27 protein-coding genes are annotated in these 22,253 nt (G+C 69.9%); 14 read left to right on the forward strand and 13 right to left on the reverse strand.

All coding sequences use genetic code 11. The features are described from left to right. Positions 1 to 19: 19 nt before the first annotated feature. Positions 20 to 481 carry a hypothetical protein gene (locus ACIRG5_RS24625; RefSeq protein ID WP_402908388.1) on the reverse strand — a complete coding sequence of 154 codons (462 nt, stop codon included), beginning with the start codon at positions 479 to 481 and terminating at the stop codon, positions 20 to 22. A gap of 130 nt (positions 482 to 611) precedes the next feature. On the opposite strand from ACIRG5_RS24625, the gene ACIRG5_RS24630 reads away from it, so the two are divergent. From ACIRG5_RS24630 to ACIRG5_RS24640, 3 genes are read left to right on the forward strand one after another with little or no spacing between them, the layout of a single operon-like run. After that, a complete protein-coding gene (locus ACIRG5_RS24630) occupies positions 612 to 1,466 on the forward strand; it encodes an SAM-dependent methyltransferase (protein ID WP_402908390.1) in 855 nt (284 codons plus the stop codon). After that, on the forward strand, positions 1,463 to 2,374 hold the full coding sequence (locus tag ACIRG5_RS24635; RefSeq protein WP_402908392.1) for an ABC transporter ATP-binding protein: 912 nt from the start codon (positions 1,463 to 1,465) through the stop codon (positions 2,372 to 2,374). Before ACIRG5_RS24630 ends, ACIRG5_RS24635 begins: the two co-directional genes overlap by 4 nt. Beyond that, entirely contained in the window at positions 2,371 to 3,150 is a 780-nt protein-coding gene (locus ACIRG5_RS24640) for an ABC transporter permease (RefSeq protein ID WP_402908394.1), read from the forward strand. The genes ACIRG5_RS24635 and ACIRG5_RS24640 overlap by 4 nt, the downstream gene beginning before the upstream one ends. A gap of 69 nt (positions 3,151 to 3,219) precedes the next feature. Here ACIRG5_RS24640 and ACIRG5_RS24645 read toward each other — a convergent pair whose 3' ends face one another. Together ACIRG5_RS24645 and ACIRG5_RS24650 are read right to left on the reverse strand one after the other, a co-directional pair. Further along, positions 3,220 to 3,504, reverse strand: coding sequence for a DUF202 domain-containing protein (locus ACIRG5_RS24645; protein WP_402908396.1), 285 nt, complete (start codon positions 3,502 to 3,504; stop codon positions 3,220 to 3,222). Continuing rightward, positions 3,501 to 3,845 (reverse strand): YidH family protein, encoded by a 345-nt coding sequence (locus ACIRG5_RS24650; protein WP_402908398.1) that lies wholly within the window; start codon positions 3,843 to 3,845, stop codon positions 3,501 to 3,503. Before ACIRG5_RS24650 ends, ACIRG5_RS24645 begins: the two co-directional genes overlap by 4 nt. Positions 3,846 to 4,304: 459 nt before the next feature. On the opposite strand from ACIRG5_RS24650, the gene ACIRG5_RS24655 reads away from it, so the two are divergent. The 5 genes from ACIRG5_RS24655 (at position 4,305) to ACIRG5_RS24675 (ending at position 8,778) form a co-directional block, all read left to right on the forward strand. Continuing rightward, on the forward strand, positions 4,305 to 4,925 hold the full coding sequence (locus tag ACIRG5_RS24655) for an NAD(P)-binding protein (RefSeq protein ID WP_402908400.1): 621 nt from the start codon (positions 4,305 to 4,307) through the stop codon (positions 4,923 to 4,925). Between the two features lie 145 nt (positions 4,926 to 5,070). Then, positions 5,071 to 6,822 carry a DUF1996 domain-containing protein gene (locus ACIRG5_RS24660; protein ID WP_402908402.1) on the forward strand — a complete coding sequence of 584 codons (1,752 nt, stop codon included), beginning with the start codon at positions 5,071 to 5,073 and terminating at the stop codon, positions 6,820 to 6,822. 380 nt (positions 6,823 to 7,202) lie between these two features. Continuing rightward, positions 7,203 to 7,763, forward strand: a complete 561-nt coding sequence (locus tag ACIRG5_RS24665) for a CBS domain-containing protein (protein WP_402908404.1) — start codon at positions 7,203 to 7,205, stop codon at positions 7,761 to 7,763. Positions 7,764 to 7,844: 81 nt separating this feature from the next. Further along, entirely contained in the window at positions 7,845 to 8,339 is a 495-nt protein-coding gene (locus tag ACIRG5_RS24670) for a universal stress protein (protein WP_402908406.1), read from the forward strand. 10 nt (positions 8,340 to 8,349) lie between these two features. Then, a complete protein-coding gene (locus ACIRG5_RS24675; protein ID WP_402908408.1) occupies positions 8,350 to 8,778 on the forward strand; it encodes an OsmC family protein in 429 nt (142 codons plus the stop codon). A gap of 220 nt (positions 8,779 to 8,998) precedes the next feature. Here the strand turns inward: ACIRG5_RS24675 and ACIRG5_RS24680 are convergent, their stop codons facing one another. The 4 genes from ACIRG5_RS24680 to ACIRG5_RS24695 all read right to left on the reverse strand — a co-directional run bounded on the left by ACIRG5_RS24680 (position 8,999) and on the right by ACIRG5_RS24695 (position 13,637). Next, positions 8,999 to 9,736, reverse strand: a complete 738-nt coding sequence (locus tag ACIRG5_RS24680) for a calcium-binding protein (RefSeq protein WP_402908410.1) — start codon at positions 9,734 to 9,736, stop codon at positions 8,999 to 9,001. Positions 9,737 to 10,099: 363 nt separating this feature from the next. Continuing rightward, positions 10,100 to 11,185 (reverse strand): glutamate--cysteine ligase, encoded by a 1,086-nt coding sequence (locus tag ACIRG5_RS24685; RefSeq protein WP_402908412.1) that lies wholly within the window; start codon positions 11,183 to 11,185, stop codon positions 10,100 to 10,102. Next, positions 11,182 to 12,489, reverse strand: a complete 1,308-nt coding sequence (locus tag ACIRG5_RS24690) for a phosphoribosyltransferase (protein ID WP_402908414.1) — start codon at positions 12,487 to 12,489, stop codon at positions 11,182 to 11,184. The genes ACIRG5_RS24685 and ACIRG5_RS24690 overlap by 4 nt, the downstream gene beginning before the upstream one ends. Then, positions 12,486 to 13,637, reverse strand: a complete 1,152-nt coding sequence (locus ACIRG5_RS24695) for a site-2 protease family protein (RefSeq protein ID WP_402908416.1) — start codon at positions 13,635 to 13,637, stop codon at positions 12,486 to 12,488. The genes ACIRG5_RS24690 and ACIRG5_RS24695 overlap by 4 nt, the downstream gene beginning before the upstream one ends. A gap of 158 nt (positions 13,638 to 13,795) precedes the next feature. On the opposite strand from ACIRG5_RS24695, the gene ACIRG5_RS24700 reads away from it, so the two are divergent. Both ACIRG5_RS24700 and ACIRG5_RS24705 read left to right on the forward strand, forming a co-directional pair. Then, positions 13,796 to 14,047, forward strand: coding sequence for a hypothetical protein (locus ACIRG5_RS24700; protein ID WP_402908418.1), 252 nt, complete (start codon positions 13,796 to 13,798; stop codon positions 14,045 to 14,047). Between the two features lies 1 nt (position 14,048). Next, positions 14,049 to 15,158 carry a Gmad2 immunoglobulin-like domain-containing protein gene (locus tag ACIRG5_RS24705; protein WP_402908420.1) on the forward strand — a complete coding sequence of 370 codons (1,110 nt, stop codon included), beginning with the start codon at positions 14,049 to 14,051 and terminating at the stop codon, positions 15,156 to 15,158. A gap of 3 nt (positions 15,159 to 15,161) precedes the next feature. Here ACIRG5_RS24705 and ACIRG5_RS24710 read toward each other — a convergent pair whose 3' ends face one another. The 5 genes from ACIRG5_RS24710 to ACIRG5_RS24730 form a co-directional block, all read right to left on the reverse strand. Then, positions 15,162 to 15,962 carry a 2-oxo acid dehydrogenase subunit E2 gene (locus ACIRG5_RS24710; RefSeq protein ID WP_402908422.1) on the reverse strand — a complete coding sequence of 267 codons (801 nt, stop codon included), beginning with the start codon at positions 15,960 to 15,962 and terminating at the stop codon, positions 15,162 to 15,164. Next, positions 15,959 to 16,222: a hypothetical protein gene (locus ACIRG5_RS24715; RefSeq protein ID WP_402908424.1), complete on the reverse strand. Its 264-nt coding sequence runs from the start codon at positions 16,220 to 16,222 to the stop codon at positions 15,959 to 15,961. Before ACIRG5_RS24715 ends, ACIRG5_RS24710 begins: the two co-directional genes overlap by 4 nt. A 126-nt stretch (positions 16,223 to 16,348) precedes the next feature. Continuing rightward, positions 16,349 to 16,681 (reverse strand): hypothetical protein, encoded by a 333-nt coding sequence (locus tag ACIRG5_RS24720; protein WP_402908426.1) that lies wholly within the window; start codon positions 16,679 to 16,681, stop codon positions 16,349 to 16,351. Continuing rightward, the gene (locus ACIRG5_RS24725; protein ID WP_402908428.1) at positions 16,678 to 17,019 is read right to left on the reverse strand and encodes a spore germination protein GerW family protein; all 342 of its coding nucleotides are present in this window, start codon (positions 17,017 to 17,019) and stop codon (positions 16,678 to 16,680) included. The genes ACIRG5_RS24720 and ACIRG5_RS24725 overlap by 4 nt, the downstream gene beginning before the upstream one ends. Further along, positions 17,019 to 17,144, reverse strand: a complete 126-nt coding sequence (locus ACIRG5_RS24730; protein ID WP_402908430.1) for a hypothetical protein — start codon at positions 17,142 to 17,144, stop codon at positions 17,019 to 17,021. Before ACIRG5_RS24730 ends, ACIRG5_RS24725 begins: the two co-directional genes overlap by 1 nt. Positions 17,145 to 17,179: 35 nt before the next feature. On the opposite strand from ACIRG5_RS24730, the gene ACIRG5_RS24735 reads away from it, so the two are divergent. The 4 genes from ACIRG5_RS24735 (at position 17,180) to ACIRG5_RS24750 (ending at position 21,206) form a co-directional block, all read left to right on the forward strand. Beyond that, positions 17,180 to 18,067, forward strand: a complete 888-nt coding sequence (locus ACIRG5_RS24735) for an ATP-binding cassette domain-containing protein (protein WP_402908432.1) — start codon at positions 17,180 to 17,182, stop codon at positions 18,065 to 18,067. Further along, on the forward strand, positions 18,064 to 19,641 hold the full coding sequence (locus ACIRG5_RS24740; protein WP_402908434.1) for an ABC transporter permease: 1,578 nt from the start codon (positions 18,064 to 18,066) through the stop codon (positions 19,639 to 19,641). The genes ACIRG5_RS24735 and ACIRG5_RS24740 overlap by 4 nt, the downstream gene beginning before the upstream one ends. A 180-nt stretch (positions 19,642 to 19,821) precedes the next feature. Then, the gene (locus ACIRG5_RS24745) at positions 19,822 to 20,124 is read left to right on the forward strand and encodes an HPF/RaiA family ribosome-associated protein (protein ID WP_402908436.1); all 303 of its coding nucleotides are present in this window, start codon (positions 19,822 to 19,824) and stop codon (positions 20,122 to 20,124) included. 161 nt (positions 20,125 to 20,285) lie between these two features. Then, the gene (locus ACIRG5_RS24750; protein WP_402908438.1) at positions 20,286 to 21,206 is read left to right on the forward strand and encodes an MBL fold metallo-hydrolase; all 921 of its coding nucleotides are present in this window, start codon (positions 20,286 to 20,288) and stop codon (positions 21,204 to 21,206) included. A 468-nt stretch (positions 21,207 to 21,674) separates the two neighbouring features. On the opposite strand, the gene ACIRG5_RS24755 is transcribed toward ACIRG5_RS24750, so the two are convergent. After that, positions 21,675 to 22,121 carry a universal stress protein gene (locus ACIRG5_RS24755; protein WP_402908439.1) on the reverse strand — a complete coding sequence of 149 codons (447 nt, stop codon included), beginning with the start codon at positions 22,119 to 22,121 and terminating at the stop codon, positions 21,675 to 21,677. Positions 22,122 to 22,253 lie beyond the last annotated feature (132 nt).

Consider the following 22,253-nt stretch of genomic DNA (forward strand, 5'->3'; position numbering starts at 1 on the left):
CCCTTCGAGCAGGACATTGTCACGCCGACCAGGCTTCCCGGCACACCGCGTCCCAGGATAGGCGGTCGAGCCCGTCCCGGATAGACGCGGGGGCCGGAACAAGGGGTGAGGTCGAACCGGTGCTCAGGCGCCGGAGACCCGCGGGCGCGGCCAGTCGCCGGACCATCGAGCCGGCAGGGGCCCGGTCGTGGCCAGGACGAGGACGCAGGCGGTCACCGCCGGACCGAGGCCCGGGCTGGAGACGCCGGCCAGGCTCATGATCACGACCGAGAACTCGCCGCGTTCGATGAGGGCGGCGCCGTCGCGACGTGCGGCATGCCAGCCGGCTTGCGGGGAAGCCGGTGGCGAGGAAGAACGCGGCGGCGAACGCCGGGACCGATACGAGTTCGGCGAGCGCGACCATGCCGATCTGGTCGCCGGGGGCGTTGGTGAACTCGTGGCGCGGACCGACGCCGGGCAGCAGAACGTCGTTGACGTCCATCAGGCCGCCACGGCAAGCCGAGCCCGCAAAACCTGCTCTGGCCAAACGAGGCCGTGGATGTAGGATCTCCCGCAGGTGTGCCGGGAAGCCTGGTCGGCGTGTGGCAGAACGCCGACTTCGAGGAGCATTCGTGGACACCGCCGTCACCGGCACCGCCATCGGACCGATGGTCATCGCCGCCGTGGACCAGTTCGAGGAACATCCCCTGGTGCGCGACGAGCTCGCGGCCCGGATCCTGCCGCTGTCCGGCCGCCTGGCTGTGAGGGCCGCGCGCTGGCGGCCGATTCGCAACGCTCTGTTCTCCGCGACGGAGAAGAAGATCCCGGGCTTGTGGGCGAGCATGTTGTGCCGCAAGCGGTACATCGATGATCGGCTTGACGCCACGGAGGCGCGCACGGCGGTCGTGCTCGGCGCGGGCTTCGACACCCGCGGCTGCGGACACTGGGACGGCCGGGTGTTCGAGGTCGATCTGCCGGCCACCGTGAAGGCCAAGCACGAGCGGCTGCTGGCGTTGTTCGGGGCGTTGCCTTCGAGCCTGACCCTGGTGCCGGTCGACTTCGAGCAGCAGAGCCTCGAGAAGGCCTTGGAAGAACACGGCTATCGCGATGACGGTCCGGTGTTCTTCGTGTGGGAGGCGGTCACCCAGTACCTGACCGAGGACGCGGTCCGGGCGACCTTCGACTTCCTGTCCCACGCACCGGCCGGGAGCGAACTGGTGTTCACCTTCCTGCGCAAGGACTTCCTCGCTGGTGACGCGATGTTCGGCGCGGAGGGGGGTCACCGCGAGTTCGTGACGAAGCGGCGCATGTGGAAGTTCGGCCTGATGCCGGACGAGGTGGAAGGGTTCCTCGCACCGTACGGGTGGAAGCAGATCGAGCAACTCGGGCCTCAGGAGTTCTCGGCGCGTTACGTACAGCCGTCCGCACGCGTGTTGCCGGTGTCGGAGATCGAACGCACTGTGCGCTGCGTGAAGGTCGGCGCGTGAGTGTCCCGGTGATCGACGCCTGCGGACTCACGAAGCGCTACCGGGAGGTCACCGCGGTCGACGACGTGTCGCTGCGCATCGCCGCCGGTGAGATCTACGCGTTGCTGGGGCTCAACGGTGCCGGCAAGACGACGGCGATCCGAATGCTGCTCGGCATGGTGAAGCCGACCAGCGGCAGCGTGACGGTGCTGGGCACTGCTGTCCGGCCAGGCGTCCACGCGATGTGGTCGCGGGTGGGATACCTGGTGGAGACGCCGTCGGCATATCCGGAGCTCACGGTCGTGGAGAACCTGACCGTGGCGGCGCGCCTGCGTGGCCTGAACGGACGCGGGCCCGTCGACGACGTGATGGGCATGCTCGGGCTGACACCGTACGCGGGCCGGCGTGCCCGCACCCTGTCCCTGGGCAACGCGCAGCGGCTCGGACTGGCGAAGGCACTGCTGCACGAACCAGAGCTGCTGATCCTCGACGAGCCCGCGAACGGTCTGGATCCGGCCGGCGTCGTCGAGGTCCGCGACCTGCTGCTCGAGCTGAACCAGAAGCACGGCGTCACCGTGGTGCTGTCCAGCCACATCCTCACCGAGGTCGCGCGGCTGGCAACCCGCGTCGGTGTGATCGATCAGGGGCGGCTGGTCCGCGAGATAGCGGCCGATCAGCTGGCCGAGCACGTTCAGCAGCGGCTCAGCGTGTCGGTCCGCGACAGCGCGATCGCCGAAGATGCCTTGCTGGCAGCCGGATTTCGCGCCGCGCGAATCGGCGGTGACCACCTGGCGCTCACCGACGCTCGATCGATAGGCGAACCAGAGGCGGTGGTGACCGCGCTCGTGAGGGCCGGTTGCCCGCCGTACCGCGTGGTCGTCGAGCAGGACGACCTGGAGACGTTCTTCCTGCGGGTGGTGCGGTCATGACCGGCGCTCTGGCAACCGAGATCCTCAAGATCCGCCGCTCACACCTGCCGTGGATGACGGCCGTGGCGTTCACGGTGGTCGCACTGGTCGGCGGCCTGTTCATGTTCATCCTGCAGGACCAGGAGCGCGCTCGCTCCCTCGGGCTCATCGGCACCAAGGCGGCGCTGGTCGGCGGCGTAGCGGACTGGCCGACCTACCTCGCGTTCCTGTCCCAGACCACCGCGGTCGGCGGGATGATCGTGTTCGGCCTGGTGTCCATCTGGACGTTCGGCCGCGAGTTCAGCCAGAACACCGCGAAGGACCTGCTGGCGCTGCCCACGCCGCGAGTCGCGATCGTGACGGCGAAGTTCGCTGTGACCACGACGTGGTGCCTGGTGCTGACCGTGCAGCTCTTCCTGCTGGGCCTGGTGATCGGGTCCCTGCTCGGTCTGCCGGGGTGGTCTGCGACCGTGATGTTCACCGGAGGCGTGAGGATCGCGGTGGTCGCCGTGATGACGGTCCTGCTGACGACGCCGGTGACGCTCGCGGCCTGTGTCGGCCGTGGTTACCTGCCCGGGGTCGGCGTGATGATCGTGGCGGTGTTCTGCGCCCAGATCATCGCCGCACTGGGCTACGGCGAGTTCTTCCCGTGGTCGGTGCCCGCGTTGCTGAGCGGCCTGGCCGGGCCCGATCACCCCGTCCCCGGACCGGTCGGCTACGTGGCGGTGGCGCTCGTCGGCGTGACCGGGGCGGCGGCGACCGTGCTGTGGTGGCAGCGGGCTGATCAGGACCGTTGACGTGCGCGGTGGCCAGGATCCGCGGCTGAACAGGCGGGTTTACACGGTTCCAACACCCACGGACCGCGTTCAGGGACTGGGCCACACAAGTGACGCCCCAGAAACACATGCGATGCTCACCAGAGCGCTGATCAGCATGAACGCAAGCGGATGCGTTCCATTCGGCCGACGACGACCGAACAGGACGAGGGACGCCGAGACGGCCGCCGTGCACACCGCGGGAACGACCGCCGAACCCCAGCCGTGCCGGGCCGCCGAGTTCAGCAGGAGCAGGGAACAGGCCGCAGCGGCGAGCGCGGTGCGGTTCCACGCCAACGCCGTGCGTTCAGGCTGCAGACCGGCGTCACGGTTCATCCGACGCTCACCAGTACCGCTGCGAGCAACGCCATCAGCACCACTCCACCGGTGAGGACGACGATCATCCGGCTGCGCGGCAGGGGAGCCCCGATGCGCATCGCCTGCTGGACCCGGCGCCATCGGGGGTAACTGGCCGCCGCGACGAACGAGGCCAGCGCGATGCATCCCAGGGCAAGACCGGTCGTGGCACCGGGTATCGCGAAGGGAGGAACGAACTGCCGAACCGCCACGCCCGCGGCGAGCAGGCCCAGCGCGGTGCGAATCCACGCGAGGAACGTGCGCTCGTTGGCCAGCGTGAACCTGTAGTCCGGTTCCTGCTCGGGTGGTTGCGTCGTCATTGAACCTCCTCGTGCGAAAGGCTACTTCGTCGTCGGCCGGACAGCGGTACCGCGCGTCCACCCGACTGACTGTCGCTTCAGGACGTTTGCGAGAGTGTGGTGATCCGCCGATTCCTGTTCGACTCCATCGGTGTCATCCGTCCAACGGTCCCGGCCGGGTTGGCAGGGATCGCCGTGATCTTCGCGGCAGGTCTGACTCTCCTGATCCGCAGCGATGGCTGATCCGGGGCTCCGGCGCATCGAAAGGACCTCGTAAGGTTGCACAGTGCGGGTTTCCGGCACACTACGAACGCGGACGCGAACCGGTCGTGGTGAGCGTCCGCGCCAGACCGCTCCGGGGAGAACGGGTACCTGCTGGAGATCATCGGCAGGTACCCGTTCGGTGCGGACGGAGCCAGAGGGAGTCGTGTTCCGAGCCCGGGAACGGCATCGGGGGCGGTGGCCGCGATGGGGGTGTTGGTGAGTTCGCGAACCGTGCTCGTCGGTTACAACGTCCGGGGCCGAGTCGTCGTCGCGGCACTGCGCGAGAGCGGCCACGCGAAGGGCTTCACGGTGGTCGACTCCGATCCCGTGCGGGCGGAGCAGGCCGTGTTGGAGGGTGTGCCGGCGGTGGTCGGACCCTGTTGGCGCTTGCGCACCTTGTGGTTGGCCGGCGTGGACACCGCCGGTCATGTCGTCGTCGCGGTTCCGGACGACGAGATGGTAGTGCGGATCACCTCCGCTGTGCGTTCGCTCAACGCGACAGCAACGATCATCACCGTCGTTCGCAGCGCTGAAGCCCGCGGGCTGGTCGAACACGCGGGCGCCGATCACGTCGTGGACATCCGTCAGGTCAACGAGTGGATTCCTGGCGCAGCACCACCGCAGGACGTCGGTGGCGAGAAGCCTGAGCTCGAGTGGACCGTGACCGAGCGCGCGGTGACGCGGGACGAGGTCGATCGCCCGCCACTCGCCTGCGGGCACCAGGTGCTCGCCGTGCTGCGGCACGGGCAGCGGATCTGGGTCGATGATCCGGCGGTGGCGGTGTTGCGCGGTGACGACAGGTTGCTCGTGGTGAGCAGCAGGCCTGCCCACATCTGAGGCCGGCTCAACATCCTGTGTGGACCTCGCTCTTCGTGAGGATCGTCCGAGTTCTTATGGAGTTATGACGGACGTGGTGCCGCCACGCTGATCTGTGGCTGACGTACGTACTCCTCTGCGTGCAGGACACGAGCGAGGAGGACGAATGACACACCACGTGGTCGACAGGAGGAAGTTCCGCTTGATCGCCTCGTTGTCGGCCGTAGTCGTCGTGGCTGCGGGAACCGCGACGGCTGCTCTGGCGGCGAGAGACGGAGAACCTGCGCCCCTGGGCATGTTCACGCGAATCGAGGAAGTGAAGGCCAACGTCGTCACACCCGAAGTGCGTCAGAACGGCGCAGGCGGGGTGTTCACGGTCGACTGCGGCACGAACGAGAACGGCAAGTTCAGTGCGGACAACCCGGTCGCGCAACCTGGCCTGCGCCATGGCGCACAACATGTTCACGACTTCGTGGGAAATCTGTCGATCAGCGCGGAGTCGACGGACGAGAGCCTCGCCGAGTCAGGCACCACCTGTCGCAACGGCGACCGGTCGTCCTACTTCTGGCCGGTCGTGCGGATCAACCCGAAGGCGAACCCGAACTCGGTCGGTTCCAGCCAGGAGAAGCTCAAGGAGGCAGGCGGGGCAGAGGTCGCCTGTCCGGCGGTGGCGGACCGGATGCCTGCTGTGCCACAGCAGGCGCGCAACGAGGTGACCAAGAATCTCGAGCTGCTGGACCAGCAGCTCAAGGAAGCCAACGACCGCGTGGCGCGCAACGAGAATCCCGGCGATCCGAACTTCGTGAACAACGCGATCCTGGGCCCGCTGCGAAGCAAGCGGGTGGCAACCCTGGACCGCATCGCGATCGCCATCGGCCGCAGTGCGCGCAAGCCGAATCTGGTCTCGCTCGCTGACTGCGACCTGAGGTTCGGGGGCGGGCACGCCGACCACTCCCAGGCTCCGAGCAAGTTCGCCGCTCAGGGCAACGGTGCGAGGGACGGCGCGACTCCGACGATCAAGTGTCCGTCGGTGCGAGGTGCGTTGCCGGGAGTCCCGGATCAGGCGATCGACGAGACCGATCGCAACCTCGCGTTGTTGGACAAGCAGATCGCGGAGGCCAACCAGCGGCTCGTGACCAGCAAGGGACAGGGTGGGCCGAACTTCGTCGACAACGCGATTCTCGGCCCGTTGAAGGACAAGCGGATCGCCACCCTCGACAGGATCGCGATCGCCATCGGCCGTAACGCGTCGAAGCCGCAGGGTCTGGAACGACTCGCGCCGTGCAAGCTCAACGAGACGGGCAACGCGGGCGGCGGTGACAACAGCGGCGGCGGCGAACCGAGCTTGGCCGCTCCGTCAGGGCAGAACCTGGAGCTCGTGGGAAACAACGGAAAGATCGTGCAGCCGGCCCAGGTGAAGATCGAGTACCGGGGAAACGCCGTCAGCAAGGTCACGGGGATGCCGAAGTTCCTGAAGATGATCACTGGCGACGCCAAGCCGACCAGCCGCGGCCCTGCGAACGCACGTGCCACGTGGACCTGTAGCGGGTTCGAGGACCGGCTCTCGGACAAGTACGTCATCTGTCCCAAGGACAGGCAGGTCATGCGGGTGCACGACTTCCCCGGTTGCTGGGACGGCCGGAGCACCGACAGCGCCAACCACCGCGACCACGTCCGGTTCCCGGACCAGAGGAGTGGTGCCTGTCCTGACGGCTTCCGCGCCATTCCGCAGTTGCGGATCAGCGTCGTCTACAACATCCCCCGAGATGTGCAGGAGAAGGGGCAGTACCAGCTCGACGCCTTTCCGGAGGAGAACCACAACCCGTTCTCCGATCACAACGACTTCGCCAACGTCAACTCCGACCAGACCATGGCGGAGATCGTGAAGTGCGTCAACGAGGGTCGTCGCTGCGGCTGAACCGCCTGGAAGTGTGTGCCGGACCGTTGTGGTCCGGCACACGCGTTTGCGCGCAGACCGTCGAAACGACCGATCGCAAGTGAGAGGTCTTCTCCTCCGGGCATCGGCAACGCCTCGTTAGATCGCCATCACCGCTGCGCCCCACCGTGGGGGCGTTCACTGCGAGCCTGCGCCGTTCTCCCGGCGGGCGGAGGGCCGGCACACCTCTGCCGCCAGCGGTGGACGTGCTGCTCGGCTCCACCAGCCAGGCCCTCGTGCGTCACGTGCCCTGTTCGCCGGCGATCGTCCGCAAACCAACGTGAGAACTAGGACCTACGTCACCGCGCGGGCAGGGCCAACCGCTCTGCCGCGACGCCGGCGGTGGACGGAGGCTTGACAACGTGAACGCTGCAGATGTGATGACCAGTCCGGCGGTCGTGGTACATCCGGACACCACCGTCCGCGCGGCGAGCGCTGTGCTGGGCGACCACGGGTTCTCGGCGCTGCCGGTGGTGGACGACGAGGGCAGGTTGGTCGGGATCGTGTCAGGTGCCGACCTCCTGCTGGCGAACATGGAGCCGACGACCGCGAACGGACCCGTCGCCCGGGTCATGCGCCGGCCGGTGATCAGTGCGCAGAGCACGGCCACCCCCGCGGAACTGACCGCGACCATGCTGTCGCAGCGGCTGCGCTGCCTGCCGATCGTGTCGAACGGGCAAGCCCTCGTCGGCGTCGTCAGCCGCAGTGACCTGCTGCGCATCCTCACCCCGAACGACGCGGTGCTCGCGGCGCGGATCGAGATGGCTCTGCGGGCCTACAGCGGCGCTCCACGATGGACGGTCGCGGTAAACCACGGCGAGGTGAGCGTGAGCGGGCCGTTCGCGGACGAGGCCGAGCGGAAGATCGTCGAGGCGTTGGTGCGGACGGTACCGGGCGTGCGGGGATCGGCCGTCGCGTCCTGAGAACAGGTGGGACGAAAGTCCCGACGCCCGCAGGCCCGCGGCCACTGACCGCCGTGCTCGCCGTGCTCGACGCTGAGATGTATGAGCGACAACGAACTCAGCCCGATCGTGGTGGGTGTGGACGGGTCCGCGGCTGCGGCGGCGGCACTGCGCTGGGCTGTGGAGCAGGCGCGCGCACTGGCCTGCCCGATCGACGTGATCTCCGTGTGGCACCTGGACTACGGCGTGAGGGCGACGATTCTTCCCGCCGCCGCCGAGTCCGCCGCGGAGGAAGCCGAAGCCGCGCAGCGGACGGTGCTGGACGAAGCCGCGGTCGACGTCACCGGTGTGCAGGTGCGCCGGGTCCTCATCGAGGGCGACGTGAAGAAGTTGCTCGTCGAGATGTCCCGGGACGCACGGCTGCTCGTGGTGGGCAACCGGGGCCACGGCCCGCTGTCCGAACTGCTGCTCGGTTCGGTCAGTTCCTACTGCGTGCACGACGCGACCTGTCCCGTCGTGGTCGTGAAGGCGGCCGAGCAGACGACTCCGCGTGAGGAGGAGCCGCTGGCTCCCCTCACCCCTGGACCACTCCTGTGAGCAGGCAGCCATGACCACGTTCTCGACTCCCTCGCTGTACCGCCGGCTCACGGTTCAGCACATCCGCGACGACGAGTTCGTGATCCGTCTGCGCGCCCACGAGGTCCACACCGACCAGCCGGACAGCGACCGGGCGATGTCGCCGGTCGAGCTGTTCGTGGCATCGCTCGCGACCTGCGTCGCCCACTACGCGAACGTCTACCTGCGGCGTCACGGTCTGCCGACCGCCGGACTCGGTGTGCACGCCGGATACGAGATGGCAACGGACCGGCCGGCCCGCGTGCGCCGCATCCGGATCGCCGCACACGTCGCGGAAGAACTGACGCCCGGGCAGAAGGCGGCGCTCGAGGCGGTCATGAGCCACTGCACCGTTCACAACACCCTCCGGCATCCGCCCGACGTCGAGATCCGCGTCGAGCAGGAAAGCCGTGAGCGCTGAGAAGGCACCGGCCGGTGTCGACGGGACTCCGGCTTCAGCTCGGGTTCTGCGCTGGGCGGCGATCCGGCATCGCCCTCTGCACGTCGTGAACGTCGCGGAACTACGTGCCGATGGCCGGAGTGGATCGGCACGACCGGGCGAGCGGTCGCCGGTGGTCGGGCCCACGTCGGCGCCGCGGTCACCCGGCCGCGCCGGGACTTCGGCTGAACCGGAACACCGGTCAGAAGATGATCTCGCAGTCGGATAGCGACTCGAAGCGCGAGTCGCAGCGGTCGGCGGGTCCCGCACCGCCGTCACCGACGTCCTGCCCCGCCGGGTCGGTCAGCGTGTCGTTGCCCGCGTCGCCGTTGACGATGTCGTTGCCTTCGCCACCGTTGAGGTCGTCGACGCCCGCGCCACCGTTGAGGCGGTCGTTGCCGTTGCCGCCGTTCAAGCGGTCGGCGCCGTTCTGACCGTTGAGCGTGTCGGCGCCGTCGCCTCCGCTCACGGAGTCCGCTCCGGCTCCCGCGTTGACGGTGTCGTCGCCCGCACCGGCTTCGATCGTGTCGGCTGCCGCACCGCCGTCGAGAGTGTCGTTTCCCGCTCCGCCGTCGAGACGGTCCGGCCCCTGACCGCCGTTGAGGGTGTCGTTGCCGGCCTCGCCGTTGAGGGTGTCGGCGCCGTCCTCGCCGGCGGCCCAGTCGTTGCCCGCCCCACCGAAGAACTCGTCCGCACCGGCCCCCAGACACGCCGTGTCGTTGCCGTTGAGGCCGAACACCACGTCGTCACCGCCGAGCGTGACGAACACGTCGGGGCCGTTCGTGCCGAACAGGACGTCGTCGCCGTTCGTCCCGACCTGCGTGGCGGCCAGGCCGTTGCACGTCGGCGGTGGTTGTGCCGCCGCGGTGCCCGTGGGCCACAGCGCCAGCCCCAACGTCACCAGAACCGCTGGTACCACTGATCTTCGAGAATCGCTCATGGAAGAAGTTTGTTCCCGAACGGGAGTTGATCCAAGGGGCCAGATCCCGCTGGCTCAACGGTCGTGGCCACCACGCCCGCGATGAGCAACACCGTAGAACGCGCGTTTCTGGGCAGGCGACCGCCGGTCCGCGGTGCGGCCGGAGGTCACCATTGCGTTGCTGCCCAACGGTTACCGGACCCCGAACAGAGCGGTCGCGGTACCGATGGCAAGCGGTGCCGGTGTCAGAACGTCCACAAGAGACAGCACCACACCGATCAGGTCGAGCGCGAACAACGCCACCGCGGTCACCACTCGCTTGCGATCACGAGTGACCGTGTGCACGGAGGACGGGCCGGCGGTGACGACGACGGTGCCGGGACGTCAGTCACTGATGCCCGTGACCGGCACGCTGAGGTGGTCCACGACGGCCCGGAGATCACCTCGTTCGCGCAGCACCAGTCGTTGCCTGTCCGCGCCGCCTCCGCGGGCCCGCAGCCACGACAGGCAGTGCTCGACGAAGCCGAGGTCGTCGGCGTCGCGCAGTGCGGGCCGCACGTGCGCGACCAACCGGTCGACCAGGTCCCAGCCGGTGCACGGGCGCCCCGACGCGGCGTCGAGGCATCGCCCACTCAGCCCTGCCAGGGCGGCTCGGGCGCACGCTGCTCGAAGGACGATGTCGGGAGGGTCCTTCTTCGGCTTGGTGACCAACGCGGTGCTGACGAGAGCTCTGGTGAGCGCCGCCTGCAGCAACGCTTCCTCGACTGTCGCCGCGACGTCGGCCACCCGCACCTCGACCGTGGGGACGTGCCGCGACGGCCGGACGTAGAAGTAGACCATCCCGGGATCGGTGATGACCTCGGCGTCGACCATCCGCTCGACGAGGTGCTCGTAGGCGGTCGCGCTGCGAAAGCGCGGCGGCACCCCGCAGACCGGCCACCGGGACCAGATCGCCGTCCGCCAACTCGCGTGCCCCGTGTCCCTGCCGTCGAAGAACGGTGAGTTCGCGCTCAGCACGAGCAACGCCGGCAACCACGGGCGGATGTGGTTGGCGGCACGGATAGCGTGGTCGACGTCCGGCACACCGACGTGGACATGACATCCGCACACGCCCTGGTCCTCCGCGAGCGCGCCATACGCGGCCACCAGGTGGCGGTAGCGCTCCTTTGCCGTTACCGGGGGAGGACCTGGCCTGCCCAGCGGTGGCGTGCCGGACGCGACGAGCAGGGCGCCGTGAGCGCGCGCGGCCTCGGCCAGCGTGGTGCGGCCCCGGTGGAGCTCCCGGCGCAACGACGCCAGGTCGGCGCACACCGGCGTGGCGAACTCGGTCTGCGCGGCGGAGAGCTCGGTGTGGAAGTCCTTCCCGGACAGCTCGTCCACGATCGCCGCGCCGGCCGGAATCGGGCGCCGGGTGACCGCGTCCGCCACGAGGTACTCCTCCTCGACGCCGAGCGAGAGTGCGGCGATCATGCGCTCGGCCGGGCGGACGACGTGAGGTGGACGGTGAACCAGTCGTGCGCGAGCCTGGCGACCGTGTCCAGCGCGTCCGGGTCCTCGAACCGCCCGTTCGCACCCTGGACCACGAACGTCCGGTTCTCGCACCGCAGCCGTGGGCGGAGCCGTTCGTGCAGAGCGAGACCGTCGTGGTCGGCGCTTCCGACGACGAACAACGTCGGCGGCCGCACCCGGCCGAGCCACGGTTCGGCGAGGTCGAGCCGTCCGCCCAGACTGACCACGGCACTGAGCTCATTTCGCGGATCGGCGGCGGACCTGAGCGCGGCCGCGGCGCCGTTCCCGGTGCCGAGGCAACCGACGGGCAGCAGGCGGTGGTTCGCCTCGCCGCGAGTCCATCTCGTGACGGCGGTCAGGCGGTGACCGAGCAGGTTGCCGTCGGACACCGCGTCCCGGTCGAGCTCCTCCTCTGAGGTGAGCAGGCCGGTCAGCACGGTCGCGATGCCCGCGCGGTTCAGTTCGGCGGCCACGTGCCGGATGCGGGAGCTGTGTCCCGCGCCCGCGCTGGCCTGTGCGAAGACGACGCCGGCGACGGGGTGCTCCGGCACCGCGAGGTCGCCGTGCACAAGGACTCTGCCCACGGGCACCTCGATCGAGCGCTGGCGGATCGCGCGCCGGTCGGGCGGGGAGCACGTGGCCGGCGGGGTGAGCGCGCGAATCACCTCGGCGTCGCTGACCTGGCGGAAGTCGTCGTAGTACCGGCCGACCGCGTCCAGTTCGAGTGGTGTGGTGATGGTGACGATCTGGTCGGCGTCCTGACCCAGCAGACTGACGGCCGCGGGAGAGCACACCGGCGTCGCGAACACCACACGGGCCGCGCCGCGACCCCGGACCACCTGGCACGCGGCGCGTGCCGTGGCACCTGTGGCGACACCGTCGTCGACGACCACCGCCGTACGACCCTTGAGCACGACCGGCGGCGAGACGCGGAAGCGACGCAGCCGGCGCAGGAGTTCGCGGCGTTCCTGGTGTTCGACGGCGGCCAGTTCGGCCGTGGTCACTCCGGAGAGACGTTGCACGCGCTGGTCGAGCACGCGCACACCGCCTTCGCCGATGGCCCCGGTCGCGACTTCGGGCTGGAACGGCAGTCCGAGCTTGCGGACGACGACGACGTCCAGCGGCGCACCGAGCGCGTTCGCCACTTCCACACCCACCGGAACGCCGCCGCGCGGTACCGCGAGCACGACCACGTCCTCGCCGCGCAGGTGGTCGAGCCGGGCGGCGAGCAGGCGGCCCGCCTGTGCGCGGTCCCTGAACCTCATGACGTCACCTCGTGCCGACTGAGGGGCACGCCCTCGGACAACTCGAGCGCCCAGGCGACGTCCTCCGGTCCGATCAGGCCCTCGACGCGGTCGTCCAGCATCACCAGCACGACGTCGCGGCCCTGCCCGAGCGGTGTCCTGGCGAGCACGTCGACGAGCCGTTCACCGGATCGGGCCGTCGGGACTCCTGGCAACGCGCGGCACACGTCGCCGACCTTCGTGTTCAGCGGGTCCGGGACCTTGACGAGCGCGGCGAGACTCACGACACCGGAGGCCCTGCCGTCGAACGAGACCACGGGAAACACGCGCTGATGGGGTCCGGAGGCGGCATGGTGGAGGAACGCCCGCACGGTCCACCACGCCGGTGCGATCGGCGGGTCCGGTGTCATGACGTCCCGCGCGAGCGTGGTGCCCAGCCGGTGCAGGGCCTCGTTCGCGGACTGTTCGGCGGTGCTGCTGACGACGAGGTACGCGCCCATCAACACTAGCCACAGACCGGCGACCACGCCGGCGAAGACCTCCATCAGTCCGAACGCGGCGAGGGCCGCGCCGAACGCCCTGCCCGCGACAGCCGCGGCCTTCGTGCCGCGTCGCTCATCGCCCGTGCGCCACCACACCGCCGCTGCCAGCACGCGTCCGCCGTCCAGCGGCGCGGCCGGTACCAGGTTGAACGCGGCCAGCACGCCGTTGGTGATCGCGAGCCACAGCACGGGGGAGACCACGAGTGCCGGTGCGCCCCACGCCGCAAGCGCGGTACCGAGGCCGTACGTGAGAGCCCCGACGCCCACGCTGGCGCCGGGGCCCGCGACGGAGATCAGGAACTCGGCTCTGGGCGTGCCCGGCGAGGACGACAACTGCGACACGCCGCCGAGCATCCACAGGTCGATGCGCCTCACCCCGACGTCGAACCGCTGGGCGGTGAGCGCGTGCGCGAACTCGTGGACCAGCAGCGAGGCGAGGAAGGCGAGCGCCGCGAGCACGCCGGCCGTCCAGTAGACGAGCGGCGAGTGCCCCGGCGCCGCCTGGGGCAGCACGGACACCGCGACGACCTGGCCGATCACGATCACCGCGACGAGCGTCGACCAGTGGGCGCCGACGGGGATGCCGTGCACCCGCCCGAGCGGAATGGAACGCATACCCGTGTTCATGCTCCCAGCCTCGCGATCAGCGGCGGTGCCGGGCAGAGACCGAGGTCCGTCGTGGGCGCGGCAATGGTCCCGGGCCGATGCCCACCTCGGGCTCTGCGTCGCCTTCGTCACCAAGAGCAGGCTCCACCTCAGCCGGAAACGCACGGAAGGGGAACGAGATGACCGTCAACGACCGCACGGCGAGGCACCGGGCCATGTTGCAGGCCATCGCGGACGGACGTGGCGAGCTGGTGTGCGGACGTGTCCCCAGCCTGACCGTCGACGGCCGGTGGTGCGACTTCACCGCCACCGACGAACTCGTCACGAGCGGACTGCTCCGGCCCGCACGTGACACGGGGTTCGGTGCCTCGGCAACGGCCGTGCTCACGACGTCAGGCGTCCAGCTCCTCCGCTCCTTCGCGGTGGTGTGACATGACGAGACGCAACGGCATCCTCGTCGGTGTGCTGGTGACCGCGCTCGTAGTGGGGTTCGCCGCCTTGATCGTGTATCGCGGCGGTCGCCCGGACCCGGCCGCGCCGCCCACGTCCGCGTCGTCGTCGCCGGCGTCGACCGCCGAGATGACGAACGTGGCCGTGTACTTCCATCGCGGCACTCGGGATGATCCGCATTCCGTCGCCGCCGTCGCGCGGTCGGTGCCGAAGACCGAGGCGGTCGCGACGGCCGCGCTGAACGAGTTGCTGCCCGGTCCCACCGCGGAGGAACAGCAAGACGGGTACTGGTCGTTGTTCGTGCCGGCCACGGCGAGGACGCTCAAGAGCGTGCGCGTCGAGAACGGCGTGGCGTACGCGGACTTCCTCGACTTCCGGCAGATCATCCCGAACGCCGGCTCCAGCTTCGGCGCCACCGCCCTGCTCGCCGAACTCGACACCACTCTGCGCCAGTTTCCGACGGTGAAGTCCACTGTGTACTCCTTCGGCGGCGATGTCGATGCGTTCTACCAGTGGCTGCAGCTGTCCCCGCCCACACGGGACGAACGGGCGGCCGCGGAGGCCGAGGCGAGGCGGTTCCTCGTCGAGGTCGCCGGGATGCGGGTGGTGTTCACAGGCCAGTTCCGCCGCACGGGCAACGGACTGGCCGAGGTCACCTGCTACCCGGCCGGCCCTGGCGACGCCACCAAGCCCGTCACCACGCTGCCCACGGTCGTGTCGCTGCGACTCGCGGATGGCCGGTGGTCGGTCACCGGTACGAGCGCGGCGGTGATCCAGGTCGACGGACCGAAGAGCGGCGACGTGCTGACCTCACCGCTCACCGCGAACGGCCGCGCACATGTCTTCGAAGGCAACGTCTCGGTGCGTGTGCTCGCGGACAAGGGCCCGACCGAGATCGGCAGAGGGTTCGTCACCGGCGGCGGGGACGCGCTGCGACCCTTCACCGGGCAGATCACCTTCGCGCAGCCGAACGGTGGCAGCGGCTGGGTGCTCTTCCAGGAAGACTCCGCCGCGAACGGCGACGTCGTGCTCACCACCGCGGTGCGGGTGGCTTTCGCGGGCGCGGGACCGCCCGCGACCGTGCAGCGCTGATCCTCACCCGGGCTCGAAAGCGCGCGGATCGGCGCAGTACTCGCGCGCCGCCGCCGCGAACCGCACGGCCTGCGACCCGTCGACGTAGCGGTGGTCGAACGTCGCCGTGATGCCCAGCACCGGACGGGCCACGACCTGGCCGTCGACGACCACTGCCCGCTGCTCCACCGCGCCCACGAGCACCAGCACCGGCATGCGGTAATACGCGGCCAGCGGCGAGAACGCGCGGCGCACGCCCCACATCCCGACCGAGGTGACCATCGCGCCGCCGAACGCCTGCCTCGGCATGCCCAGGACCGTCAGGTCGAGGTCGAGCGCGGTGGTGAGCCAGGCTCCGCAGCGCATGACCGGGCGCAGCAGCCAGATCGGCAGCCACCCCAGCAGCGCCTTGCTCCGCCCGAACTCCGGGTCGGCGCCCGAGACGATCGCGGCGTGCCGGCGCGTCAGCTCGACCGCGACGTCCACAGCGGACTTGTGCGTCACATCGGTGATCTTCACGCCGCTGAGTTCCTTGCCGCCTTCCAGCGAGGTGATGAAGAAGACGTCGTTGGACTCGCGTTCGTGCTCACGCCCGAACGCGACGCGCGTCCGCAGTTCCGGCACCTGGCTCAGGCCGTGGGCGACCGCGCGGCCGACGAGGTGCGTGATCGTCACGTGGACGCCGCTCACCGCACGGACCTGATCGAGGTAGGCGAGCAACGCGGACGCGTCGATGTCCAGCTCTCCGTAGAACTGAGGGTCTGACGGCGGACGCCAGGCCGCCCACGCGAGCCGGCGCCAGGTGGGGATCCTCCGTGAGGTCATGCACGCCTCCTCAGTCCGAACAGGATGATCACGGGCAGGGGGAACAGCAGCGGTACCACCACGGCGAGCGGACGCTGCAGCCACCACAGAAGGTCAGGGGCCCGGTCGTCCGCGATCTGCCCGCCCAGGGGGGCGAAGCCGGCCAGCCGGGCGAGCGCCATCCCGGTGCTGTGGAAGAGGAACAACGGCAGGGCGATCGCGTTGACCGCGGCGACGATCCTGCGAGCTGGTGAGCCGCGCAGAAGACGTTCGACGAGCACAGGTGATGAGCAAGCACGAGACCCGCAGGCGGGCCTTGGCCGTGCTCACCGAGGACGGTCGCCCTGTTCCTCCTGGCACACACGCGGTCGCGGATGCGGTGGTGGGAGTCGGAGTGGGAGCAGGTGTCACGCGACTGGACCGCCCGCTGAGTCCCGCTTCCTCCTGCGCCGCCGCTTCGGTGCGCTCCTGCCCGGGCCCAGCACCATGTGCAGCAGACCGATGCCGGCGACGAAACCGAAGTCGTACCAGTTGCCGTTGTTGCGAACCTCGTAGACGCTCACGTTGTCCGTGAACAGCGAGATGATGAACGTGACCGGATAGATCAGCCCCTGCCACAGGCCCTTCCAGAAGCCCGCGAGCTGTACACCGTCCACATGGGACGCCACGTTCGGTCCCGCCGCGCAGGCCGTGACGACCAGCGCCACGGCCCCCAGCGACATCCACAGCTTCCTGTTCACTGACGCTGCGCCTTGGCCTTGACGATGCGCAGCGCGACGAGGAGCGCGGCGATGGCGACCGCGCCCGCCGTGGCGACCAGTCGGTTGACGTCGACCGCCGGCTCCCAGCGGACCTTGCCGTCCTTGATGACGTAGGCACCGGCCGGCTTGGCGTTCAGGCCGAAGCCGCCGCCCTCACCCTCCTGACCCTTCTCGTCGCGCCCCGTGCCGCCGCCCGCGCCTCCGGCCAGAGTCGCGGCGACGATCACGGTGATCCCGTCCTTCTCGTACGGCTCGGCGTAGACCTTCTTCGCCTCCAGCGAGTCCTTCGTCTTCGCGATCAGCTCGTCGACCTTCATCAGCACTCCTCGGCGTCGTGGTCCTGCTGGAGGAAAGCGTCGGGCTGGTGGGCCACGCCGGGACAGGGCCGCAGGTCCTCGTGTGTCCGGGACCAGGCGTCGGTCGCGGTGGTGCTGGAAGGCACTCGGAGCAGGCCCGGCGGCTCCCTACCGTCGAGTCATGACAGCAGCCATCTCCGTGACCGGCCTGCGCAAGGCGTTCGGCCGGACCACCGCGCTCGACGGTCTCGACCTGACCGTCCGGACCGGCGAGGTCCACGGCTTCCTCGGACCCAACGGTGCCGGCAAGACCACGACGCTGCGCATCCTGCTCGGGTTGCTGCACGCCGACGCAGGGACCGTCACCTTGCTCGGTGGTGACCCGTGGAAGGACATCGCGACGTTGCACCGGCGTCTGGCGTACGTGCCGGGAGATGTGACGCTCTGGCCGAATCTCACCGGCGGCGAGGTCATCGACCTGCTCGGACGGTTGCGCGGCGGGCTCGATCCCGGACGGCGCGCGAGCCTGATCGAGCGGTTCGAGCTCGATCCGACGAAGAAGGGGCGTGCCTACTCGTCGGGAAACCGGCAGAAGGTCGCGCTGGTGGCCGCCCTGGCGTCCCGTGCGGAACTGCTGATCCTGGACGAGCCCACGGCCGGCCTGGATCCGTTGATGCAGGCCGTGTTCGAGGACTGCGTCGGCGAGGAACGCCGCGAAGGACGAACCGTGTTCCTCAGCAGTCACGTTCTCGCCGAGGTGGAGAAGGTGTGCGACCGGGTGAGCATCATCCGCCAGGGCAGGACGGTCGAGACCGGCACCCTGGCGGAACTGCGGCACCTCACGCGCACCTCGATCACGGCGGACCTGGCGCAGCCGCCGGACGGGTTCGACACCCTGCCCGGCGTGCACGAGTTCCACTCCGAAGGCACGCGACTGCACTGCCAGGCCGACACCGACAAGCTCGGCGACGTGCTGCGAGAGCTGAGCGCGCTGGGCGTGCGCAACCTCGTCTGCCGGCCGCCGACGCTGGAAGAGCTGTTCCTGCGGCACTACGGGGTGACGGCGTGAACGGCACGGGTGAACTGATCCGGCTCGCGTTGCGCCGCGACCGGATCCTGCTGCCGGCATGGCTGAGCATGTTCGTGCTGCTCGCCCTCGCCTCCGCGGCGGCGACCAGGGACATGTTCCCCACCACCGAGTCGATCGTCGCGGCCGCCACGGCGATGAACGGCACGCCCGCGCTCGTCGCCGTGTACGGGCGGATCTACGACCCCACGTCGGTCGGCGCGCTCGCGATGTTGAAGGCCCTGGGCACCGGCGCGGTGATCCTGGCGGTCTTCTCGATCGTGCTCGTCGTCCGGCACACACGCTCCGACGAGGAGACGGGCAGGAGTGAGCTGCTCGGCTCCGGTGTGGTCGGCAGGCACGCCCCGCTGACCGCGGCACTGGCCGTCGCCGCAGGGGCGAACGTCGTGCTGGCACTGGTCACCGCGCTGTGTCTCTCGGGCGTCGGCCTGCCTGTGAACGGCTCCTTCGCCTTCGGTGCGGCGTGGCTCGGCGTCGGGCTCGTCTTCACGGCGATCGCCGGAATCACCGCGCAGGTCACGACCACGGCCCGGGGCGCCGTCGGCGTGGCGGTGGCGGTGCTCGGTGGCGTGTTCCTGCTCCGGGCGTTGGGCGACACCGCCGGACCGCGGTGGCTGTCGTGGTCGTCCCCGCTGGGCTGGGGACAGCAGTTCCGGCCGTTCGCGGGCGACCGCTGGTGGGTCCTGCCGATCGCGCTCGGGTTCGCCGTCGCGGCCGCCGTCGTCGCCCAGCTGCTCGTCGCCCGGCGCGACCTGAACGCGGGGCTGCTGCCCGACCGCCCCGGCCCCGCCACCGGAACGCTGCGGGGCGCCTTCGGGCTGGCCTGGCGGCTGCAGCGTGGTTCCCTGCTGGGCTGGGCCATCGGGTTCGTCGTCTACGGCGTCCTCGTCGGCAGCGTCGCGGGCAGCATCGGCGACCTGGTGAGCAGCCAGGAGGCCGCCGAGTTCTTCAGGAGGCTGGGCGGGGACAACACCCTGACCGACGCGGTCTTCGCGGCGATGTTCGGCATCCTCAGCGTGATCGCTTCGGCTTACGGCGTCCAAGCGGTCATGCGCCTGCACCACGAGGAAACCGGCCTTCGCGCCGAACCGCTGCTCGCCACCCCCGTCACCCGGCTGCGCTGGGCGGCGAGCCACGTCGTGATCGCCCTGGGCGGCGTCGCCGTGCTGCTCGTCAGCGCCGGTCTGGTGGCCGGAGGCGTGCACGCCGTCCAGGCCGGCGACGCGGCCCTGGTGGGGAAGGTGCTGGCGGGTGCGCTGGTGCAGATCCCCGCCGCGTGGGTGCTCGTCGGCATCACCGTGGCGGCGTACGGCGTCGTGCCGCGGCTCGCGGTGGCCGGTTGGTCGGCGCTCGTGCTGTTCCTGCTGCTGGGCGAGCTCGGCCCGGTGTTCGGCTTCGACCAGTGGCTGATGGACCTCTCGCCGTACGCGCACGTGCCGAAGGTGCCCGGTTCGGCCGTCACGGCGACACCGCTGCTGTTGCTGCTCGTGGTCGGCGCCGCGGCGACGGCTCTGGGACTGGTGGGTCTGCGCAGGCGCGACATGGCTGGAGCTTGACGCGCGTCCGGCCTGCGTTGCCGAGTCTTCGCGTGCTTCTCCACTCGACGCGCCTGCCACGGCACTGTCCGAGGGCATCCGGTGACAGGGACCCAGGTCCCGCCGCACCCGGCTCTTCCGGACCTGTCCGCGGGGCTCGGTCCCGGCGAGAGTTCGGGTATCACGTCGATGGAGGTTCGGATGAGGCACGCAGGCGCAACAGAGATCGCCAACGTCGTCGTCGAGCTCGACGACCGGATCGAGGACCAGGCGAAGCAGTACGCGCACGACAAGATCGCACCGCTGGCCCGCTACGCGCCGCACCCGACCGAGTTCGCTCGGGTGCGGCTCACCACGACCGGACCGCGCACGATCTCGGTGCACGTGAACCTGGACGTCAACGGCACACCGGTGATCGGGAAGGCCGAGGCGGGCACGTTCGAGGAGGCGGTGGACGCCGTCCAGGCCCAGCTGCACAACCGCCTGCTCAGGCTGCACAACTGATCGTCGGCGGAGTCCGGGGTGGCCGGGCGCCAGGCTGATGCCGGGGCGGTCGTGGTCGTGTTCCAGCGACGAGGTGAGAGGCGACGCCGAACAGGGACCTGCGTCCGTGCCACGACGGGCTCTTGGCCGAGGCGGCCTGCCCGGTCCGCGATGATGAGCGGATGAGGTTCTGGTTGAGCCGTCCGGACCTGCGGCGGCACGCGGCGCTGGTGCGACCCGGCTCGACCGGGGCCGGCGTGACGGCGTGGTTCCTCGGTACGAGCTCCGTGTTGCTGAGCGACGGGCACACCGCGGTGCTCAGCGACGGGTTCGTGACCAGGCCCGGCCTGGCCAGGGTCGCGTTGGGCAGGATCGCGCCCGACCAGCGTCTGGTCCGGCAGGCGATCGAACGACTGGGCTCGCCGCCGATTGCCGCCGTGGTGTGCGTGCACTCGCATTACGACCATGCGCTGGACGCGCCCGTGTGGGCCTCGTTGACCGGAGCGGACCTGGTCGGTTCGGAGTCCACCGCGAACATCGGACGCGGCCTCGGCGTGCCCGGCCGGAGCCTGGTGGTCGTCGGCGACGGCGATGTGCTCACACGTGGCGCGTTCGAGCTGACGTTCGTGGAGTCCGACCACAGTCCGGGCGATCGCCATCCCGGCACGGTCGACGCCCCGCTGGTTCCGCCGCGTCCCAGCCGGGAGTGGCGGACCGGTGCCGTCTACTCCGTCTTCGCGTCCCACCCGCTGGGAACCGTTCTGCTGCACGCCAGCGCGGGTTTCCGGCCCGGCGCGCTACACGGCACACGTGCCGACGTCGTGTACCTCGGCGTCGGCACGCTGGGCAAACAGTCGTCGGGATACGTCGAGGCCTACTGGGACGAGGTCGTGCGCGCGACCGGCGCGTGGCGCGTGGTGCTGGTGCATTGGGACGACTTCTTCGCCCCGCTGGACAGGCCTCTGCGCCCACTGCCGTACCTGGCCGACGACCTGGACGTCACCCTGTTCCGCCTGTCCGCACTTGCGGCACGGGACGACGTGGAGATGGTGCTGCCGGTGGCCTGGCAGCCGTCCGACCCGTTCGCGCCACCGCACGACTGACGGCGGCACCGGGTACGTCGTTCGCCACGCACGTGGGGCGGACGGGACATCGGCGGTACCCGTGCTTGGCCCCTTACCTGCCGACAAGCGATGTCGGAAGGTGGTCGACATGACGAGTACACCGATCTTCGATGCGCTCGCCGCGGAACTCGGGACCGAGGTGAGGCCTTCAGGGAAGATTCCGGAACAGACCGCTCACCCCGCTGCCTCCGCTGATCAGGACGACCGACTGTGCGGAACGCTGGAACCACGGCGGGAATGAGGCTGGACAAGAGGGTCGGTAGCTTCCTGGCCTTGGGATTCACACGCGCTGTAGGGCTGGATCCTGGCCGGGCACCAGAGCTGGGTGGCCCACCCACCACGAGAACCGCGGTGAGCACGAGCAGCCCTGCCACTTCGCCGAGCCCTGCGTCCTACTGGAAGAGGACTACCGACGGCCTCCTGCGGAGAGTGAGAGGAGGCCGTCGCTCACCGCACAGCACGCGGCGGAATGATCACGACCGGGCATTCCGCGTGGCGAAGGCATCTCGCGGCGACACTGCCCAGGAGCGCCTGCGGCACCGCGCCCCAGCCGCGCGTGCCGACGACCAGCAGTTCCGCGCGCCGGGAAGCTTCCGCGAGCTCGTGTGCGGCGTTGCCGGCGACGACGGTCTCCGTGACGCCAGGTGCGTCGGGAACGGTCGCGCGTGCCTGCTCGACAGCGGCATGAAGGTCTTCCGCGGGATGCCGTTGCGGACGTTCTCCGTACGGGTGCAGCGCCATCGAAGTGGCCGGCACGAACACGGGCTCGTGCTGGTGGGCCAGCAGGGCCTCCACCGTGGCACCACGGCGTTTCGACTCCTGCAACGCCCACCGCAGCGCCGCGCGCGAGGGCGCGGAACCGTCCACGCCCACCAGGATCACCGGTGTCCCCATCGCTTTCTCCTATCGCTCGTGACGAGCGTGGCTTCCGCGACCTGTGCGGTGGCAGGGACCAACGTCACGAGACCGGCGAGCACATCCGCACTGCTCGCCCGGGCGGACCGGGCGAAGTTCACCGCCCGACGG

The organism is Lentzea sp. NPDC102401 (genome assembly GCF_044765805.1).
GTDB lineage: Bacteria > Actinomycetota > Actinomycetes > Mycobacteriales > Pseudonocardiaceae > Lentzea > Lentzea sokolovensis.

Coding starts and splice junctions, on each gene's coding strand:
- ACIRG5_RS24675 (WP_402908408.1), top strand. CDS start 8,350: ATGACCACGTTCTCGACTCCCTCGCTGTACCGCCGGCTCACGGTTCAG.
- ACIRG5_RS24690 (WP_402908414.1), bottom strand. CDS start 12,489: ATGAGGTTCAGGGACCGCGCACAGGCGGGCCGCCTGCTCGCCGCCCGG.
- ACIRG5_RS24705 (WP_402908420.1), top strand. CDS start 14,049: ATGACGAGACGCAACGGCATCCTCGTCGGTGTGCTGGTGACCGCGCTC.
- ACIRG5_RS24660 (WP_402908402.1), top strand. CDS start 5,071: ATGACACACCACGTGGTCGACAGGAGGAAGTTCCGCTTGATCGCCTCG.
- ACIRG5_RS24625 (WP_402908388.1), bottom strand. CDS start 481: ATGGACGTCAACGACGTTCTGCTGCCCGGCGTCGGTCCGCGCCACGAG.
- ACIRG5_RS24700 (WP_402908418.1), top strand. CDS start 13,796: ATGACCGTCAACGACCGCACGGCGAGGCACCGGGCCATGTTGCAGGCC.
- ACIRG5_RS24710 (WP_402908422.1), bottom strand. CDS start 15,962: ATGACCTCACGGAGGATCCCCACCTGGCGCCGGCTCGCGTGGGCGGCC.
- ACIRG5_RS24735 (WP_402908432.1), top strand. CDS start 17,180: ATGACAGCAGCCATCTCCGTGACCGGCCTGCGCAAGGCGTTCGGCCGG.
- ACIRG5_RS24645 (WP_402908396.1), bottom strand. CDS start 3,504: ATGAACCGTGACGCCGGTCTGCAGCCTGAACGCACGGCGTTGGCGTGG.
- ACIRG5_RS24670 (WP_402908406.1), top strand. CDS start 7,845: ATGAGCGACAACGAACTCAGCCCGATCGTGGTGGGTGTGGACGGGTCC.
- ACIRG5_RS24685 (WP_402908412.1), bottom strand. CDS start 11,185: ATGATCGCCGCACTCTCGCTCGGCGTCGAGGAGGAGTACCTCGTGGCG.
- ACIRG5_RS24745 (WP_402908436.1), top strand. CDS start 19,822: ATGAGGCACGCAGGCGCAACAGAGATCGCCAACGTCGTCGTCGAGCTC.
- ACIRG5_RS24755 (WP_402908439.1), bottom strand. CDS start 22,121: ATGGGGACACCGGTGATCCTGGTGGGCGTGGACGGTTCCGCGCCCTCG.
- ACIRG5_RS24725 (WP_402908428.1), bottom strand. CDS start 17,019: ATGAAGGTCGACGAGCTGATCGCGAAGACGAAGGACTCGCTGGAGGCG.
- ACIRG5_RS24650 (WP_402908398.1), bottom strand. CDS start 3,845: ATGACGACGCAACCACCCGAGCAGGAACCGGACTACAGGTTCACGCTG.
- ACIRG5_RS24695 (WP_402908416.1), bottom strand. CDS start 13,637: ATGAACACGGGTATGCGTTCCATTCCGCTCGGGCGGGTGCACGGCATC.
- ACIRG5_RS24640 (WP_402908394.1), top strand. CDS start 2,371: ATGACCGGCGCTCTGGCAACCGAGATCCTCAAGATCCGCCGCTCACAC.
- ACIRG5_RS24750 (WP_402908438.1), top strand. CDS start 20,286: ATGAGGTTCTGGTTGAGCCGTCCGGACCTGCGGCGGCACGCGGCGCTG.
- ACIRG5_RS24680 (WP_402908410.1), bottom strand. CDS start 9,736: ATGAGCGATTCTCGAAGATCAGTGGTACCAGCGGTTCTGGTGACGTTG.